General features: G+C 64.0%; 17 protein-coding genes. 13 read left to right on the top strand and 4 right to left on the bottom strand.

Annotated elements, in window-relative coordinates; genetic code table 11:
• Positions 1-2: 2 nt before the first annotated feature.
• On the top strand, positions 3-467 hold the full coding sequence (locus B4F07_RS08845) for a RidA family protein (RefSeq protein ID WP_293701446.1): 465 nt from the start codon (positions 3-5) through the stop codon (positions 465-467).
• Positions 468-1,616, top strand: coding sequence for a GNAT family N-acetyltransferase (locus tag B4F07_RS08840; RefSeq protein WP_293701449.1), 1,149 nt, complete (start codon positions 468-470; stop codon positions 1,614-1,616).
• A gap of 114 nt (positions 1,617-1,730) precedes the next feature.
• Here B4F07_RS08840 and B4F07_RS08835 read toward each other — a convergent pair whose 3' ends face one another.
• A complete protein-coding gene (locus tag B4F07_RS08835) occupies positions 1,731-2,045 on the bottom strand; it encodes a hypothetical protein (RefSeq protein ID WP_293701451.1) in 315 nt (104 codons plus the stop codon).
• A 140-nt stretch (positions 2,046-2,185) separates the two neighbouring features.
• Positions 2,186-3,025, bottom strand: a complete 840-nt coding sequence (panC, locus tag B4F07_RS08830) for a pantoate--beta-alanine ligase (RefSeq protein ID WP_293701453.1) — start codon at positions 3,023-3,025, stop codon at positions 2,186-2,188.
• Between the two features lie 97 nt (positions 3,026-3,122).
• Here panC and B4F07_RS08825 point away from each other — a divergent pair, with 97 nt between their 5' ends.
• From B4F07_RS08825 to B4F07_RS08800, 6 genes are all read left to right on the top strand, one after another.
• The gene (locus tag B4F07_RS08825; RefSeq protein WP_414711715.1) at positions 3,123-3,932 is read left to right on the top strand and encodes a division plane positioning ATPase MipZ; all 810 of its coding nucleotides are present in this window, start codon (positions 3,123-3,125) and stop codon (positions 3,930-3,932) included.
• 28 nt (positions 3,933-3,960) lie between these two features.
• Entirely contained in the window at positions 3,961-5,343 is a 1,383-nt protein-coding gene (pgmG, locus tag B4F07_RS08820; RefSeq protein WP_293701458.1) for a phosphoglucomutase/phosphomannomutase PgmG, read from the top strand.
• Positions 5,344-5,567: 224 nt separating this feature from the next.
• Positions 5,568-6,386 (top strand): LPS export ABC transporter ATP-binding protein, encoded by an 819-nt coding sequence (gene lptB / locus B4F07_RS08815; RefSeq protein ID WP_293701459.1) that lies wholly within the window; start codon positions 5,568-5,570, stop codon positions 6,384-6,386.
• A 139-nt stretch (positions 6,387-6,525) separates the two neighbouring features.
• Positions 6,526-7,995 carry an RNA polymerase factor sigma-54 gene (gene rpoN / locus B4F07_RS08810; RefSeq protein WP_293701461.1) on the top strand — a complete coding sequence of 490 codons (1,470 nt, stop codon included), beginning with the start codon at positions 6,526-6,528 and terminating at the stop codon, positions 7,993-7,995.
• Between the two features lie 274 nt (positions 7,996-8,269).
• Positions 8,270-8,395, top strand: a complete 126-nt coding sequence (gene ykgO, locus B4F07_RS08805) for a type B 50S ribosomal protein L36 (protein WP_003046794.1) — start codon at positions 8,270-8,272, stop codon at positions 8,393-8,395.
• A 97-nt stretch (positions 8,396-8,492) separates the two neighbouring features.
• The gene (locus B4F07_RS08800) at positions 8,493-9,107 is read left to right on the top strand and encodes an HAD family hydrolase (RefSeq protein WP_293701463.1); all 615 of its coding nucleotides are present in this window, start codon (positions 8,493-8,495) and stop codon (positions 9,105-9,107) included.
• Here B4F07_RS08800 and B4F07_RS08795 read toward each other — a convergent pair.
• Together B4F07_RS08795 and B4F07_RS08790 are read right to left on the bottom strand one after the other, a co-directional pair.
• A complete protein-coding gene (locus tag B4F07_RS08795; RefSeq protein WP_293701466.1) occupies positions 9,089-9,526 on the bottom strand; it encodes a DUF4279 domain-containing protein in 438 nt (145 codons plus the stop codon). The two genes, B4F07_RS08800 and B4F07_RS08795, sit on opposite strands and share 19 nt — an antisense overlap.
• 7 nt (positions 9,527-9,533) lie before the next feature.
• The gene (locus B4F07_RS08790; protein WP_293701469.1) at positions 9,534-11,696 is read right to left on the bottom strand and encodes a S9 family peptidase; all 2,163 of its coding nucleotides are present in this window, start codon (positions 11,694-11,696) and stop codon (positions 9,534-9,536) included.
• A gap of 69 nt (positions 11,697-11,765) precedes the next feature.
• Between B4F07_RS08790 and B4F07_RS08785 the strand changes: the two genes are divergently transcribed.
• The 5 genes from B4F07_RS08785 to B4F07_RS08765 all read left to right on the top strand — a co-directional run bounded on the left by B4F07_RS08785 (position 11,766) and on the right by B4F07_RS08765 (position 16,394).
• The gene (locus B4F07_RS08785; protein ID WP_293701471.1) at positions 11,766-13,592 is read left to right on the top strand and encodes an aminopeptidase P family protein; all 1,827 of its coding nucleotides are present in this window, start codon (positions 11,766-11,768) and stop codon (positions 13,590-13,592) included.
• 7 nt (positions 13,593-13,599) lie between these two features.
• On the top strand, positions 13,600-14,061 hold the full coding sequence (locus B4F07_RS08780; protein ID WP_293701474.1) for an acyl-CoA thioesterase: 462 nt from the start codon (positions 13,600-13,602) through the stop codon (positions 14,059-14,061).
• A 262-nt stretch (positions 14,062-14,323) separates the two neighbouring features.
• On the top strand, positions 14,324-14,791 hold the full coding sequence (locus B4F07_RS08775) for a hypothetical protein (RefSeq protein ID WP_293704729.1): 468 nt from the start codon (positions 14,324-14,326) through the stop codon (positions 14,789-14,791).
• 4 nt (positions 14,792-14,795) lie between these two features.
• Entirely contained in the window at positions 14,796-15,770 is a 975-nt protein-coding gene (gene ribD / locus B4F07_RS08770; protein ID WP_293701479.1) for a bifunctional diaminohydroxyphosphoribosylaminopyrimidine deaminase/5-amino-6-(5-phosphoribosylamino)uracil reductase RibD, read from the top strand.
• Positions 15,771-15,779: 9 nt separating this feature from the next.
• Positions 15,780-16,394, top strand: a complete 615-nt coding sequence (locus B4F07_RS08765) for a riboflavin synthase (protein WP_293701482.1) — start codon at positions 15,780-15,782, stop codon at positions 16,392-16,394.
• The last annotated feature ends 112 nt before the right edge of the window (positions 16,395-16,506 follow it).

Genomic DNA, 16,506 nt, shown 5'->3' with positions numbered 1-16,506 from the left:
CCATGGATATCACCGCAAAGCTCACCGAACTCGGCCTCGAACTGCCGAAGGCCGCCGCGCCGGTTGCCGCTTATGTTCCCGTCGTCGAACATGGCGGGCTGCTGTACGTCAGCGGCCAGCTGCCCTTTCGCGACGGACAGGTCGTGACCGGGCGTCTGGGCGACGACATGGATGTCGGGGGCGGGCAGGATGCGGCGCAGCGCGTCGCGCTGATGCTGATCGCGCAGCTTGCGCAGGCGCTGGGCGGCGATCTGTCGCGTGTCGAGCGCGTCATCAAGCTGGGCGTGTTCGTCAACAGCGCGCCTAGCTTCACCGATCAGGCAAAGGTCGCCAATGGCGCGTCGGACCTGTTCGAAACGCTGTTCGGCGAGGCTGGCCGTCACGCGCGCGCCGCGGTTGGCGTCGCGGTGCTGCCGCTGGGCGCTGCGGTCGAGGCCGACGCGATCGTCGCGGTGCGCCCGGCATAAATGGCCGAGTCCGATCCCCCGGCGCGGACGATAGCGCTCGGCACGGGGGTGGCCGCGGTCGATGCCGCGGCGTGGGACGCGCTGCATGACGGCGGCAATCCGTTTGTCGGCCACGCTTTCCTGTCGCTGCTCGAAGAATCGGGCAGCGTCGGGCCGGGGACCGGTTGGCAAGCGGCGCCGCTGCTCGTCGAGGACGAGGCTGGCGTGTTGGTCGCTGCTGCGCCCGGCTATCTGAAATCGCACAGCCAGGGCGAATATGTCTTTGACCAGGGCTGGGCCGACGCGTGGACGCGGGCAGGGGGTGACTATTATCCCAAGCTACAGATTGCGGCGCCCTTCACACCGGTACCGGGGCCGCGATTGCTGGCGCCGGACAGCGACGACGCGCGGCTGTTGATCCGCGCCGCCGAAACAGTGGTGCGCCAGAACGGGCTGTCGTCGGCGCATGCGACCTTTGTCGCGCCCGAGCAGATGCCGCTGTTCGAAGGCGCTGGGTGGCTGGTGCGCCGCGACATCCAGTTTCATTTCGCCAACGTGGGCTATGCCGGCTTCGACGATTTTCTCGCCACGCTGACCTCGGCCAAGCGCAAGCAGTTGCGCAAGGAACGCGCACGGGCGGTCGAAGGGCTACGGATCGAGGAATTGACCGGCGCCGCGATTCGCTCCGAGCATTGGGACGCGATGTGGCTCTTCTATCAGGACACCGGCGCGCGCAAATGGGGACAGCCCTATCTGACGCGCGCGGCCTTCGACTTGATCGGCGCGCGGATGGCGGAGCAGGTCATCCTGCTGCTCGCCTATGACGGCGAGCGACCGGTGGCAGGGGCTTTGCACTTCCTGGGCGCCGATACGCTCTACGGGCGCTATTGGGGCTGCTTGATCGACATCCCCTATCTGCATTTCGAGCTATGCTATTACCGCGCGATCGACATCGCGATCGGACGCGGGCTGGCGCGGGTCGAGGCGGGGGCGCAAGGCGGCCATAAGCTGGCGCGCGGCTATGGCCCGGTCGCGACCTGGTCGGCGCATTTCATCGCCGATCCCGGGTTCCGCCGCGCAGTCGCTGATTTTCTGGAACAGGAACGGCGCGCCGAAGAAGCCGAAATGGACTGGCTGGAGGGGCACACGCCATTTCGGCGGGCCAACTAGAGCGTCCTCAAATCCCGTTTGTGTCGAGCGAAGTCGAGACACCCCGGGTCTGTAAGCCTTAGCCCGAGGGGCATCTCGACTTCGCTCGATGCGAACGGGGTGGGATAAGTTGAACTAGGCCGCAAACCGCCTCGCCGCCGGACGGCGTGCGGTTTCGTCGAGCCAGGCGCGAGCCTGGCGCTGCGCTTCGGCGATTTCGTCGCGGCTCATTTCATCGGACAGGTCGGCGCGGCATTGCTGGCCTTCCTTGTTGCCGCCGAGCGCCGCGAGGTTGAACCATTTATGCGCCTGGATCAGATCGACATCGACCCCGCCGGTGCCGGTGGAAAAGGCGATCCCCAAATCGAAATAGGCATTGGCGTCGCCGCGCGCCGCATCAAGCAAGCGGCTTTCGATCAGATATTGCCCGGACTTCAGACTGTTGGCCATAAAAACCCCCTGTCGCTTCCCCCCACAGGAAGCTTCGAGGTCCACCCTTGCGGCTTATGGTCAACAAAACGTTAACGACGCGGGTAATTTCTTGTGGATAGCGCAGCTAAAAGACTGAATTGAAAAGTTTTCGTTTTCCGTCAGCCCACTGGATAATTGTCGATAAGCCGCGTATTTCCGATGCGAGCCGCCGCCAGCAGGCGTGCCGGAGCGCGAAAACTGTCCAGTCTTTCCAGACTGTCGGCATCGGCGAGCGCGATATAATCGACGCTGTCGAACCCGCCGGCGACGATCGCCGCCTCGGCTTTGGCGAGCGTTTCGTACATATCGCCGCCGTTCGCTAGCGCCGCGATGGCGCTCTTGAGCGCGTTCGGAAAGGCGACAGCGGCGCTGCGCTGGGCGGGCGAGAGATAAGCATTGCGCGACGACAGCGCGAGGCCGTCTGGATCGCGCGCGATTGGCGCTCCCAAAATATCGAGCCCGAAATCGAGGTCGCGCGCCATGCGGCGGATGATCGCGAGCTGCTGCCAGTCCTTTTCGCCAAAGATCGCGATGTCGGGACGGACCTGATTGAACAATTTGGCGACGACGGTGGCCACTCCGTCGAAATGACCGGGCCGCGCGGCGCCGCAATAATCGGCGCCGAGTTCGGCGACCTCGATATGGGTGTTGTGGCCACCCGGATACATGACCCCGACATCGGGCGCCCAGAGCAGCGCCACGCCTTCCTCAATCAGCAGCGCCGCATCGCGTGCCTCGTCGCGCGGATAAGCGGCGAAATCTTCGTTGGGACCGAATTGGGTCGGGTTGACGAAGATCGACACGACGACATGGTCGGCAACGCGCCGCCCCATCTGCACAAGCGAAAGGTGACCATCGTGCAGTGCCCCCATCGTCGGCACCAAAGCGACGCTTTTGCCGTCCTGCTTCAGCGCGGCGATGGCGCGGTGCAGCGTCGCGATATCACGGATGATTTGCACGCTTGCCCTGCCTCCGATATTGGCGGCGCAACAGCACCACTCGCGCCGCCGCCATGCGCCGCCAACCGGAAAATCGCAACTGCCCATGACGAACAGCGTGACCAAACCCGCCCCGCACCGCATCATCTTTGCCAATGAAAAGGGCGGCACCGGCAAATCGACCTGCGCGGTGCATTTTGCGGTCGCGCTGGCCAGCCAGGGCTGGAAGGTCGCCGGGCTCGATCTCGATCCGCGCCAGCGCACCTTTCACCGCTATCTCGAAAATCGCACCAACACCGCCAAGCGCCGCGATATCGAGCTGCCGATGCCGCAGTTCGAAGTGTTCGAAGGGACAACGATCGAGGAACTCGACGCGCAGGTCGCGCGGCTGATCGCCGATTGCGACTATTTCGTCGCCGACACGCCGGGGCGCGATGACGTGTTTGCCCGCCACCTCGCGATGACCGCCGACACGCTGGTCACCCCGATCAACGACAGCTTTATCGATTTCGACCTGATCGGGCAGGTCGATCCCGAGACGTTTCAGGTTACCCGACCGAGCTTTTATTCCGAACTGATCTGGGACACGCGCAAGGCGCGCGCGAAGACTGATGGGCGGACGATCGACTGGATCATCCTGCGCAACCGCCTCCAGCATGTCGACGCTCACAATATGCGCCGCGTCGGTGAGGCGCTGAGCCAGCTGTCCCGCCGCGTCGGCTTTCGCGTCATCCCTGGCTTGGGCGAACGCGTGATTTATCGCGAGCTGTTCCCCGCCGGGCTGACCTTGCTCGACAAGGCGCATCTGGGCGGCATGGGCATCGGTCATGTTGTGGCGCGGCAGGAACTGCGCGAGGCGATGGGCGGGTTGAACCTGCCGACGCGTGAGCGCTTCCATCCCGACGGCGATCTGTTCGCTGCCGCCTGAATTTCTCTTTACCAATCAGGATTCCCGCATGACTCATATCTTCCATCCCACGATGCTGCGCGAATATGACATTCGCGGCGTCGTCGGAGACACGCTGTCGGACAAAGATGCCTATGCGATCGGGCGCAGCTTCGCGACGCTGGTCGCGCGCGCTGGGGGCAAGCGTGTGGCGGTCGGTTTTGACGGGCGGCTGTCGTCGCCGATGCTGTGCGATGCGCTGGTTGCCGGGATCAACGCCGCGGGTATCGACGCCTTGAACGTCGGGCTGGGGCCGACGCCGATGCTCTATTATGCAGCCTCAACCGAGGATGTGGACGGCGGCATCCAGATAACCGGCAGCCACAATCCCCCCGACTATAACGGGTTCAAATTCGTGATGCAGGGGCGGCCCTTTTATGGTGCCGATATTCAGCGGGTCGGCGAAATGGCCGCCGCGGGGGATTGGGAAGTTGGCGAAGGTGCCACGCAGAGCATCGACATCATCGACGCTTATGTCGATCGGCTGGTCGAGGGTTTCGCCGGCGGCGCCTATCGGGTCGGCTGGGACGCAGGGAATGGCGCGGCGGGGACGGTGATCGAAAAGCTGACTGCAAAGTTGCCGGGCGAGCACCATTTGTTGTTCACTGACATCGACGGTCATTTCCCGAACCACCATCCCGATCCAACCGAAGAGAAGAATCTGGCCGATTTGCGTAAGCTCGTCGCCGAGAGGAGCCTCGATTTCGGCGTCGCTTTCGATGGAGACGGCGACAGGATCGGCGCGATCGACGGCGAAGGGCGGGTGATCTGGGGTGACCAGCTGCTCCAAATCTATGCCGCGGCGCTGTTGCAGGACATGCCCGGCGCGACAATCATCGCCGATGTGAAGGCGAGCCAAGCGCTGTTTGACCGGGTTTCCGAACTCGGCGGCACGCCGTTGATGTGGAAAACCGGCCACAGCCTGATCAAGGCGAAGATGAAGGAAACGGGCAGCCCGCTGGCGGGCGAGATGAGCGGCCATGTGTTTTTTGCCGATCGCTATTATGGCTATGACGACGCGCCCTATGCCGCGGTGCGGTTGATCGAGGCGGCGACGAAGCTGGGGCAGAGCGTCACCGAATTACGCGGCGCGATGGCGCCGATGGTCAACACGCCGGAGCTGCGTTTCCAGGTCGATGAGGTGCGCAAATTCGCCATTGTGGATGAGGTTCTCGCGCGGCTGACCGCGTCGGGGGCCAAGGTCGATCGCACCGATGGCGCGCGCGTGCTGACCCACGACGGCTGGTGGCTGCTCCGCGCGTCGAACACGCAGGATGTGCTGGTGGCGCGCGCCGAGGCAAACGACGACGCAGCCTTGGCGCGGCTGCTGGCGGCGATCGACGAACAGCTGGCACTGTCGGGGATCGCCCGCGGGGAGCAGGCGGGGCATTAAGGCGAATTCTTGCCCTCCCCTTCAGGGGAGAGCAGCGAGACTTGGGAGCTTGCTCCCTAGTCGCAGCGGGTGGGGTCCATCGGCCTTGCGCGACGCCGACAGAGCCCACCCCAACCCCTCCCCTGAAGGGGAGGGGCTTTAGAGATGCAAAAATCTTGCCAGATTGACCTTGGCGGCGCTCCTCGGGTAACGCCCCTGCATATGTCTTCAGGAAGCGATCCAGCATGACCCATGACGAAGCGACCCCGGCCACGCTGATCGCCGACAGCGACCACGGCATTGCCGAACATCGCGCACACGCGCGCGACGACGCCGCGTCGGGCAATGGCCTCGCGGTGATTTCGATCGCCAAAAGCTATGACAAGCGCACCGTATTGTCCGACGTGTCGCTGTCGGTCGGCAAGGGCGAGGTTGTCGGCCTGCTCGGCCCGAACGGCGCGGGCAAGACGACCTGTTTCTATTCGATCATGGGGCTGGTGAAGCCTGACGCCGGGCGCATCATGCTCGACGGCGCGGATATTACCGCGCTGCCGATGTACCGCCGCGCCATCCTCGGCCTCGGCTATCTGCCGCAGGAAACATCGATCTTTCGCGGTATGACCGTGGCGCAAAATATCAGCGCGGTGCTCGAACTCGCGGAGCCCGACAAGGTGTCGCGCGAACGGCGGCTCGAAGAATTGCTCGACGAATTCGGCCTGACCCGGCTGCGCGATTCGGCGGCGATGGCGCTGTCGGGCGGCGAACGGCGCCGCGCCGAAATCGCCCGCGCGCTCGCCGCCAACCCGTCGATCATGCTGCTCGACGAGCCTTTTGCCGGGATCGATCCGCTGTCGATCAGCGACATTCGCGACCTCGTTGCCGATCTGAAGACGCGCGGCATCGGGGTGCTGATCACCGATCACAATGTCCGCGAAACGCTCGACCTCGTCGACCGCGCCTGCATCATTTACGACGGCAAGGTGCTGCTCGCGGGTTCGCCCGAGGAGCTGGTCGCCGACCCCGAAGTGCGGCGGCTGTATCTGGGCGAGGGTTTCTCGTTGTGAGTTTTGCGGCCCGCCGCCAGAAAAGTTTCCGTGTGTCCCCGCGAAGGCGGGGACCCATCTCCGGTGGGTTCGAAATGGCACCGACCGGCGATGGGCTCCCGCCTTCGCGGGAGCACGGCGGGAAATAATTTAGCGCGCCATGGCGTTGGGTCCGCGCCTCGATCTCCGCCAGTCGCAATCGCTGGTGATGACGCCGCAGTTGCAGCAGGCGATCAAGCTGCTGGCGCTGTCGAACCTCGAACTCGAAACCTATCTGGCCGAGGCGCTCGAGGGCAATCCTTTGCTCGATGCGACGCCCGGCGATAGCGACGGCAGCGCGGGCGACACGAATGACGGTCCGGGTGACGACGCGCCGGTGACCGAGGCGGCGGCGCTCGATGCCGACCATGCCCTGTCGTCCGATAGCGGCACCGCCAACGATCTCGACGTCGATATGACCGCCGAAAGCTTTCACCACGACAGCGCCAGCGACAGTGTCGGCCTGTCGGGCAGCGACAGCGAGGGCATCGATTTCGACAGCTTCGCGGGCGAGGACGAGACGCTGCACGGCCATCTGCTCGCGCAGGTCGGCGAGCGTTTCGGCGGGCTGGAAGCGATGATCGCCGAGCAGCTCGTCGCGCTGATCGACGAGACCGGCTATCTGCGCGCCGACCTGGCCGAGGTCGCGCAGCGGCTTGGGGTACCGCTCGCGCTGGTCGAGAGCGTGCTCGCGGGGGTGCAGTGTTTCGACCCGTCGGGGGTTGGCGGCCGCGATCTGGCCGAATGCATCGCGATTCAGGCGCGCGAGGCCGACCGCTACGACCCCGCGATGGCGACGATGATCGCGCATCTCGATCTGGTCGCCAAAGGCGCCTTTCCGCAGCTCAAACGCATCTGCGGCGTCGATGACGAGGATCTCGCCGACATGATTCGCGAATTGCGGGGTTATGACCCCAAGCCGGGGCTGAAATTCGGCGGTGATAGGGCGCAGGCGGTCGTCCCCGACCTGTTCATTCGCCAGACCGCCAAAGGCTGGGCGGTCGAGATCAACAGCGGCACCCTGCCGCGGCTGCTCGTCAATCGGCGTTACTACACCGAACTGGCGACGGGGGCGGCGGCGAAGAGCAAGGCGTGGCTGTCCGAACAGCTGGCGAGTGCCAACTGGCTGGTCCGCGCGCTCGACCAGCGCCAGCGCACGATCGTCAAGGTCGCGAGCGCGATCGTCAAACAACAGGAGGGGTTTTTCCTGCACGGCGTCGCGCATATGCGCCCGCTGACCTTGCGCCAGGTCGCCGAGGAGATCGGGATGCACGAATCGACCGTCAGCCGCGTCACCAGCAACAAATATCTCAGCTGCGCGCGCGGGCTGTTCGAACTGAAATATTTCTTTTCCAGCGGTATTTCGGCGACCGAGGGCGACGGCGCAGTGTCGTCCGAATCGATCAAGAGCCGGATCAAGGCGATGATCGAGGCCGAGGATGCCAAGGCGATCCTGTCCGACGAGACGATCGCGCAGAAATTGTCGGCCGAGGGCCATGACATCGCGCGGCGCACGGTGGTGAAGTACCGCGAGGCGATGGGGTTTGGATCTTCGGTACAAAGGCGGCGGCAGAAAGCGCTGGCGGGATAGAATTTGATTCGCGCAGAGGCGCAGAGATCGCAGAGAATTTTGGTTCACGCGGAGCCGCAGAGCCGCGGAGGAAGAAGGAGATTGGCGGCTTTGCCGCCCTTTTCTCTCTCTGCGGACTCTGCGCTCTCTGCGCGAATATCCTCTTCTCCGCGCCTCCGCGTCTCCGCGTGAACTTTTTGAGCCGTTAGCACTCCATGCGACAGTTGACTTTTTCGGCGCATCCCCATAGTTGCGCCGCTTCGCGTCAACACGCCAAGATTTACGGACAGAGATCATGAAGATTCGCAACAGCCTGAAGTCGCTGAAGGACCGCCACCGCGATAACCGCGTTATCCGCCGTCGTGGCCGCACCTATGTGATCAACAAGACCAACCGCCGCTTCAAGGCGCGCCAGGGCTGATGCCCCAGCGCGGGGTGTTTTCGCCCCGTTTGCTTTTGCTGAACAGCGTAACGCCGTCGGATGCTTCCGGCGGCGCTTTCGCGTGTCTGGAGGCTTCATGATTGCCCGTTGCGTGATTTTCGACGTCGGCCGCGTCCTGTTCGACTGGGATCTGCGCTATCTCTTCGCGAAGCTGATTGCCGACCAGGACGAGCTCGAATGGTTCGTCACCCATGTCGTGACGCCGCAGTGGCATTTCCAGCACGATGCGGGCCGCCCGCTCGCCGAGATGCTGCCCGAACTGAAAGCGGAATTTCCCGATCATGCGCCGCTGATCGATGTCTATGCGGCGCGCTTCAACGAAACGATCCCCGGCCCGATGCCGGGCAGCCTCGAACTGGTCGAGCGGCTCGATGCCGCGCGCGTGCCTTTGTTCGCGATCACCAATTTCGGGCATGAATTCTGGGAAGGCTTCCGCCCGACCCAGCCGATCTTCGACCGCTTCCAGGGCATTATCGTCTCCGGCACCGAAAAGCTGATGAAGCCCGATCCCGCGATCTATCGCCTCGCGATCGAGCGATTCGGCATCGACCCCGCGGGCGCGCTGTTCATCGACGATGTTGCAGCGAATGTCGCGGGCGCCGAGTCGGTCGGGATCGCCGGGCACAGGTTCGTCGATGCGGAGACGCTAGCGCGCGACTTGGTCGCGCAGGGCTATTTATCAGCCGCTTGATCGGCTTGTTTCCCCTCGGCAGCGTAGATATCGAAATCGAGATACAAGCCACGATCTGCGATTTCAGCCAGCGTCTTGGAGCAGATTCGCAATCCTTCGTTTCCTTCTTCAAGGAAAAGGCCGCAGAAAAGGCGCCCGGAAAAACGCGCGGAAAGCTCCTGCCAAATGGCGGTATCGCGCGTCAGCAGTGCAAAAATGGCCTCTACCTGGCCTAGCAAGTCGCCGGGGACCGATCTCGGCACCTGCAGCCTCCAAGATCCGGTGCGGGCGATTCCCTCATTGCCGCGAGGCATCCTCCAAGTAGCGCCTTTCAAAACACCGAAAGTCGGCGTTGCTCCAAGGCGATTGGAAATTTCGTCTGGATCGAGATCGTCGCCAAAGAAGCCCAGCGAGACCGCTGTTCCATGTATCCCGACCATATTGCTGCTACTTCTCCACCCCCAACTGCGTCAGCACGAACGCAAATTCCTCGGCATCCTCGCGTAGCGCGCCCCAGCGGCCCGATTTGCCCGCATGGCCTGCGCCCATGTTGGTGCGCAGCAGCAACGTCGCGTCGTTGGTGCGCGTCGCGCGCAGCTTGGCGACCCATTTTGCCGGTTCCCAATAGGTCACGCGCGGGTCGTTGAGCCCCGCCGACACCAGCATCGGCGGATAGGCTTTGGCGGTCACATTGTCATAGGGGCTATAGCTCAACATAAAGTCGAACGCCGCCTTGTCGGTGATCGGATTGCCCCATTCGGGCCATTCGCCAGGGGTCAGCGGCAGCGTTTCGTCGACCATCGTGTTGATCACATCGACAAAGGGGACGCCCGCGAGCACCGCGCCCCACAATTCGGGCGCTTCGTTATAGACGACGCCCATCACCTGTCCGCCGGCCGAGCGGCCCTCGATCGAAATTTTGCCGGCGCTGGTGTATTTCGCGGCGATCAGGCCTTTGGCGACGTCGATGAAATCGTTGAAGGTGTTCTTGCGCGCGGTGGTCTTGCCCGCGAGATACCAGGCGCGGCCCAGATCGTCGCCGCCGCGGACGTGCGCGATGGCATAGATCATGCCGCGATCGACGAGGCTGAGGCGCGTGGTCGAGAAACCCGGCGGCACGCGATAGCCGTAGCTGCCATAGACATAGAGGTGCATCGGCGCGCTGCCGTCGCGCGGCGTGCCTTTCTTGTACACCAGCGATACCGGCACCGGCGTGCCATCACGCGCGGGGATGTTCACCAATTCGGTTACATAGTCGTCGTGATTATAACCGGATGGAATTTCCTGAACCTTGAGCGTTTCGAGTTTTTTGCTCGCAATGTCGAAATCATACACGGTGTCGGGGGTGACCATCGATTCATAATCGAGGCGCAGCTTGTCCTGATGATATTCGGGATTGTCGCCCAGCCCTGCGACATAGGTCGTCTCGGGGAACTGGATGCGGCCGGGGGTCAGCGGCGCGTCATATTTGCGGATATCGACCTGATCGACGCCCTTTTCGCGCGCCTCGAGGACGAAATAGTCGCGGAAGATCGCGAGCCCGGTGATGTAGGTCGCGTCCGAACCGGGGATCAGCGTTTTCCATTCGCCGGGCTTGTCGAGGCTGGCCGTGGCGATGCGGAAATTGGCATGTTCGTCGTTGGTATAAATATAGAGCGTTTTTTCGCGCACATCGACGCTGTATTCGCGGCCTTTCTTGCGCGCCGACACCAGCATCGGCTCGGCGCCCGGGTCGTCGGCGGGGAGCAGATAGACCTCGCTGGTTTCGTTATCGCCGGTCGCAATCACGATATAGGCATCGTCGGCGGTCTTGCCGATGCCGACCCCGAAACCGATGTCGGCTTCCTTGTAGATGCGGACATCCTCGCTCACCGGGGTACCAAGATAATGGACATGGACATTATCGGTGCGCCAGTTTTCGTTGGCGAGGCCGTAGAGCAGTGCGTCGCTGTTCTCGGTCCACACCAGCGACGACAGGGTGCCGGGGATGACGTCGGGCAGCGCCTTGCCGGTGGTCAGGTCGGTGAAGCGGACTTCGAAGCGTTCGGAGCCATTGTCGTCGACCGCATAGGCCATCAGCTTGCCATTGGGGCTGACCGCCACGTCGGACAGGCGGAAATACTCCTTGTCCTTCGCCATCGCGACTTCGTCGAGGATCAGGACCGCGTCACCGCCCGCGACGGGTTTGCGATACCATTTCTTATATTCGGCGCCGTCCTCATATTCGACCCAATAGATCCAATCGCCGTCCTTTTGCGGCACGCTTGAATCGGCTTCCTTGATCCGGCCCTTCATTTCCTGGAACAGCGTTTCGACGAGTGCCGCATGCGGTTTCATTGCGGCATCGAAATAGGCGTTTTCCGCTTTCACATAATCGAGCACGTCCTTGTCATCGATCACCGGATAGCTCTCGTCCTTCAGCCAGTGATAGGGATCGGACAGTGTTTTGCCGTGCAGCACCGTCTCGTGCGGGCGCTTCTCGGCGACCGGGGCGGCGGGCAGGGCAGGCGTCGGGCTGGTCAAGGCGGGGTCTTTCTGTTGAGCAAGCAGGGGCGATGACGCGACAAGCGGGGTGGCAATTGCCGCCAGAAACATCCAAATAGTGCGCATCGATAAATCCCCTGCGGTGTCGCCCGATTTGGGCAGGATCGTAAGCGATGTAGGAACAAGGAACGCGTCATGTCCAGCCCCGTCCATGCAGAACGCCTCGCCCGCGTCCGCGCCGAACTCGCCGCGCGCGGCCTCGACGGCTTTGTCGTGCCGATCAGCGACGAGCATATGAGCGAATATGTCGGCGATTATGCGCAGCGCATGGCGTGGCTGACCGGCTTTGGCGGCTCGGCGGGGACGGCGGCGGTGCTGCCGACCAAGGCCGCGGTGTTTATCGACGGGCGCTATACGGTGCAGGTGCGTGACCAGGTCGACGGGTCGCTGTTCGATTATGTCGGCGTGCCGCAGTCGAGCGTTGCCGAATGGCTGGGGGCGCATGTCCGCGCGGGACAAAAGATCGGCTTCGATCCCTGGCTCCACGGGATCGACTGGGCGCGGTCGCTGAGCCGGGCGTTGACCGCCAAGGGCGCGCAGCTGGTTGCGGTCGATGTTAATCCGCTCGACGCGGCGTGGGACGACCAGCCGGTACCGAGCACTGCGCCGATCGCTGTGCACGATGTCGCGCTCGCGGGGCAGAGCGCGGTCGAGAAGCGCGAAGTGATCGCCGATTGGCTGAAAGCCAACGGCATCGATACCACGGTGATGACCGCGCTCGATTCGATTGCCTGGACCTTTAACATTCGCGGCACCGACGTCAGCCACACGCCGGTCGGGCTGGCTTTCGCATTGCTCCACGCCGACGCGACCGCCGACCTGTTTATTGCGCCCGAGAAGGTCACCGACGCGGTGCGCGCGCATCTGGGCAACAGCGTGCGGATCCATGACCGCGATGCGTTCGAGGCGGCGCTTGCTAACCTGAAGGACAGACAAGTCGCGGTCGATCCCGACCGCGCGGTCGCCGCGATCTTTACCGCGCTGGAAGCGGCCGGCGCGAAGATTGAGCGCCATCGCGATCCCGCGGTGCTGCCCAAGGCGATCAAGAACGATGTCGAACTGGGCGGTACGCGCGCCGCGCATGTCCGCGACGGCGTCGCGGTGGCGCGCTTCCTGCAATGGATGGAGGATGTTGCGCCGCAGGGCGGGCTCGACGAACTCGGCGCCGCGGCGAAGCTGCGCGAATTTCGCGAGGAGGGCGGCGGGCTTGTCGACCTGTCGTTCGACACGATCTCGGCCGCGGGGCCGAACGGCGCGCTGCCGCATTACAAGGTCGATGCGACGACCAACCGCGCGATCGAGACCGGCACGCTCTATCTGGTCGATTCGGGCGGGCAATATGCCGACGGCACGACCGACATCACGCGCACGATCGCGATCGGCGCGCCGACCGCCGAAATGCGCCGTCGCTTCACCCAGGTGCTCAAGGGACATATCGCGCTCGCCACCGCGCGCTTTCCCAAGGGGACGCGCGGCAGCCAGCTCGACATTCTCGCGCGCCAATATCTGTGGGCCGACGGGGTCGATTATGCGCATGGCACCGGCCACGGCGTCGGCGCCTATCTGGCGGTCCATGAGGGGCCGCAGCGCATCGCCAAGCCCGCGGGTGGGCAAGCGGGGACCGAGGAGCCGCTGCACGCGGGGATGATCCTGTCGAACGAGCCCGGCTATTACAAGGCGGGCGCGTTCGGCATCCGGATCGAAAATCTGGTCATCGTCGTCCCGGTCAGTATCGACGGCGCCGAAGAGGATATGCTGGGGTTCGAGACGATCACCTTTGCCCCGATCGCCCAGAATCTGGTCGAAACCGCGTTGTTGTCGTTCGCCGAGGCCGACTGGCTCGACGCTTATCATGCCGCGGTGTTCGCCAAGCTGTCGCCGGGAATGGATGCAGACGAGCGGGCCTGGCTCGAAGCGGCGTGCGCACCGCTAGATCGCACCCCCGCGGCGCTCGCGGCCTGACGCGGTGATGGACCGCAGCAACTGGGACGTGCCGCTGGACGATTTTCGCGTCCGCGAAACGGTGCGCGTACGTTTCAACGAGATCGACGGCCAGAACATCGTCTTCAATGGCAATTATCTGGTCTATGCCGATATCGGAGTGACCGAGTATTTCCGCGCTCTGGGCGAAGGGCAGCCTGGCCCCTATTTTCACCAATATGGTACAGACATTCGCGAGACGCGGTGCGAAATCGAATATCATGCCCCCGCGCGGCTCGATGAGCGGATCACCATCGCGGCACGGGTGAGCCGGTTTGAACGGAGCAGTTTCACGGTGCATTGCGCGATTTTTCGCGATGCCGAACGGTTGACCGATATCGCGATCAGCTATGCGCATATCGACCTCGACAGTGGTGGCGCAACCGCGCTGCCGGGCAGCTTTATCGCCGAAGTGCGCCGCTTCGAAAAGCGGACACCGCTTCAGGCGTGATTCGCGAATCACCGGCCGATGGAGAATATCCCCATCTCTCAACCAAAAAGGTCGAAAAAAAAGGGCCACCCGAGGGTGGCCCATGAAAGTTTTGGGAGAGGATGCCTAAAAGGCATGCTCATATTGCAGCGCACAAAAAATTGTGCAACTGCGAAATAAGCATCTGCACTTGCATTTTTTGCAATCGTCAGCATGTTTGCAATCGTCCGGCGCAATCGCCCGCCCTCTCGCAAATTGCGACAAGATCGCCTAAATTGGTCGCATGGGAATGTTCAACACTGTCGATGTCGGTGGCGGCCTGTCGGATTTCTGGGCCTATATCCGCGAACCACGCCCGCATCGCTGGGCCAGCTGGGGGGTGGCGATCACCCTGCCCATCGTGATCTTCTACGGCTTTTCCGAGCATCTCATCCCATATGAGAAAGAGAAGACCAAGATCATCTATTTCGAAAACTGGACGCAAGACCGCAGCGCGGCAGAGATTCGCGCCGAATGGGTCGCGCGCGCCAAGGCCACGACGCGCGCCAATGCCGAAAAGCGCGCCGAGTATCAGCGGCTGGCCGACATGATGGGGGTCGAATATGATTCGGCCGAAGCCGACAAGGTGACCCGCGAAACGCTGGGCGAAGCCGAGGCGGCGGCGGCCAAGCAAAAAAAGCCGGTGGCCGTCCCGCGCTCGACCCTCGCCGAGCGCGCGGCGCGCGGACCGCAAGCCCAAGCCGCCGACTGAGCGCATGCAGCGCCCGCCCGCCGATGCCGACTGGATGGCGGCCGCCATCGCGCTGTCGCGGCGCGGTCGCCCGGCGTCGGCGCCCAATCCCAATGTCGGCTGCCTGATCGTGAGCGACGGCCGCGTTGTCGCGCGCGGCTGGACGCAAGCGGGCGGGCGCCCCCATGCCGAGGCGGTTGCGCTGGCGGCAGCGGGCGAAGCAGCGCGCGGCGCCACCGCCTATGTCACGCTGGAACCTTGCGCGCACGCCAGCCCGCGCGGCCCGGCGTGCAGCGACACGCTGATCGCCGCGGGCATCGCGCGCGTCGTTGTCGCGGCGCAGGATCCCGATGCCCGCACCGACGGTAAGGGTATCGCGCGCCTCCGTGCGGCGGGGATCGCGGTCATCGAGGGCGTCCTGCCCGCCGAGGCGCGCGCCGCGATGGCGCCCTGGTGGACCCGGCAGGCGGCCCGTCGGCCCTTCGTCACGCTCAAGCTGGCGACCTCGCTCGACGGCTGCATTGCGATGGGCGACGGATCGAGCCGCTGGATCACCGGGGAGCGCGCGCGCGCGCACGGCCACCTCGAACGCGCGAACCATCAGGCGATCCTCGTCGGGCGCGGCACGCTGGTGGCTGACAACCCCAGCCTCAATGTGCGGTTGGTGGGGTTGGAAGATCGCAGCCCGGCGAAGCTGCTGCTGACCTCGGGCAAAGCGCCCGAAGGCTGGAGTGCGGTTTCTTCGCCCGAAGCGATCGACGATGTCGATTCGGTGCTGGTCGAGGGCGGCGCCGGGGCGGCTGCGGCCTTCCTCGCCGCCGACCGCGTCGATCGGCTTTTGCTCTACCGCGCGCCGATCCTGATCGGCGGCGGCAAGCCCGCGCTCGGCGACATCGGCCTGACCGATCTGGCCGACGCGCATGGCCGCTGGCGCCAGACCGACAGCCGCCCGCTTGGCAGCGACCGGCTCGACGTTTACGAGCGGGTCAGAGAAGGATAAGCGCTCCCCATGTTCACCGGCATCATCACCGACATCGGCACTGTTCGCTCGCGCGAGGATCGCGGCGACGCGCGGCTGATCATCGGCACGACCTATGACACCACCACCGTCGATCTGGGGGCGTCGATCGCCTGTTCGGGCGCGTGCCTGACCGTGGTCGATAAGGGCGCCGATGCAGACGGGCATTGGTTTGCGATCGACGCCAGCGCCGAAACGCTCGCTTGTACCGCGCCGGGCATGTGGGACGCGGGGCGCCGCCTGAACCTCGAGCGTGCATTGAAGGTCGGCGATGAGCTGGGCGGGCATATCGTTACCGGGCATGTCGATGCGGTGGGGACGATCGTGTCGGTCGTGCCGATCGGCGACAGCGTGACCGTCACCGTCGCGGCGCCCGCTGCGCTGGCGGCGCATATCGCGCCGAAGGGATCGATCACCGTCGACGGGGTATCGCTGACCGTGAACGACGTCACCGACCAGCCCGACGGCAGCGCTTATTTCACCCTCAACATCATCCCGCACACGCAGGCGATGACAACGCTCGACGAAGCGGCGGCGGGGCGGCCGGTCAATCTGGAGATCGACATTCTGGCGCGCTATCTGGCGCGGATGCAGGCGCGGGGATAGGCGGGCTTCAGAGGTCGGTTGTGAGAATGTCTCACGCAAAGGCGCAAAGGTGCGAAGAGGAAAAAGTCAGCGCGGCGGGCCTTTCGACAATCTCACACAAAGACACAAAGAT

Source organism: Sphingopyxis sp. UBA6723, from assembly GCF_002454115.1.
In the GTDB taxonomy this organism is placed as follows: domain Bacteria; phylum Pseudomonadota; class Alphaproteobacteria; order Sphingomonadales; family Sphingomonadaceae; genus Sphingopyxis.
Note: the sequence above shows the minus strand (reverse complement) of the source record. Positions and strands in the feature narration are given on the sequence as shown.

Bases quoted from the DNA above. Each gene is read 5' to 3' on its own strand.
- pgmG (WP_293701458.1), top strand. From the start codon at position 3,961: ATGACTCATATCTTCCATCCCACGATGCTGCGCGAATATGACATTCGC.
- B4F07_RS08800 (WP_293701463.1), top strand. From the start codon at position 8,493: ATGATTGCCCGTTGCGTGATTTTCGACGTCGGCCGCGTCCTGTTCGAC.
- B4F07_RS08795 (WP_293701466.1), bottom strand. From the start codon at position 9,526: ATGGTCGGGATACATGGAACAGCGGTCTCGCTGGGCTTCTTTGGCGAC.
- lptB (WP_293701459.1), top strand. From the start codon at position 5,568: ATGACCCATGACGAAGCGACCCCGGCCACGCTGATCGCCGACAGCGAC.
- ribD (WP_293701479.1), top strand. From the start codon at position 14,796: ATGCAGCGCCCGCCCGCCGATGCCGACTGGATGGCGGCCGCCATCGCG.
- B4F07_RS08835 (WP_293701451.1), bottom strand. From the start codon at position 2,045: ATGGCCAACAGTCTGAAGTCCGGGCAATATCTGATCGAAAGCCGCTTG.
- ykgO (WP_003046794.1), top strand. From the start codon at position 8,270: ATGAAGATTCGCAACAGCCTGAAGTCGCTGAAGGACCGCCACCGCGAT.
- B4F07_RS08785 (WP_293701471.1), top strand. From the start codon at position 11,766: ATGTCCAGCCCCGTCCATGCAGAACGCCTCGCCCGCGTCCGCGCCGAA.
- B4F07_RS08780 (WP_293701474.1), top strand. From the start codon at position 13,600: ATGGACCGCAGCAACTGGGACGTGCCGCTGGACGATTTTCGCGTCCGC.
- B4F07_RS08775 (WP_293704729.1), top strand. From the start codon at position 14,324: ATGGGAATGTTCAACACTGTCGATGTCGGTGGCGGCCTGTCGGATTTC.
- B4F07_RS08840 (WP_293701449.1), top strand. From the start codon at position 468: ATGGCCGAGTCCGATCCCCCGGCGCGGACGATAGCGCTCGGCACGGGG.
- B4F07_RS08790 (WP_293701469.1), bottom strand. From the start codon at position 11,696: ATGCGCACTATTTGGATGTTTCTGGCGGCAATTGCCACCCCGCTTGTC.
- B4F07_RS08845 (WP_293701446.1), top strand. From the start codon at position 3: ATGGATATCACCGCAAAGCTCACCGAACTCGGCCTCGAACTGCCGAAG.
- rpoN (WP_293701461.1), top strand. From the start codon at position 6,526: ATGGCGTTGGGTCCGCGCCTCGATCTCCGCCAGTCGCAATCGCTGGTG.
- B4F07_RS08765 (WP_293701482.1), top strand. From the start codon at position 15,780: ATGTTCACCGGCATCATCACCGACATCGGCACTGTTCGCTCGCGCGAG.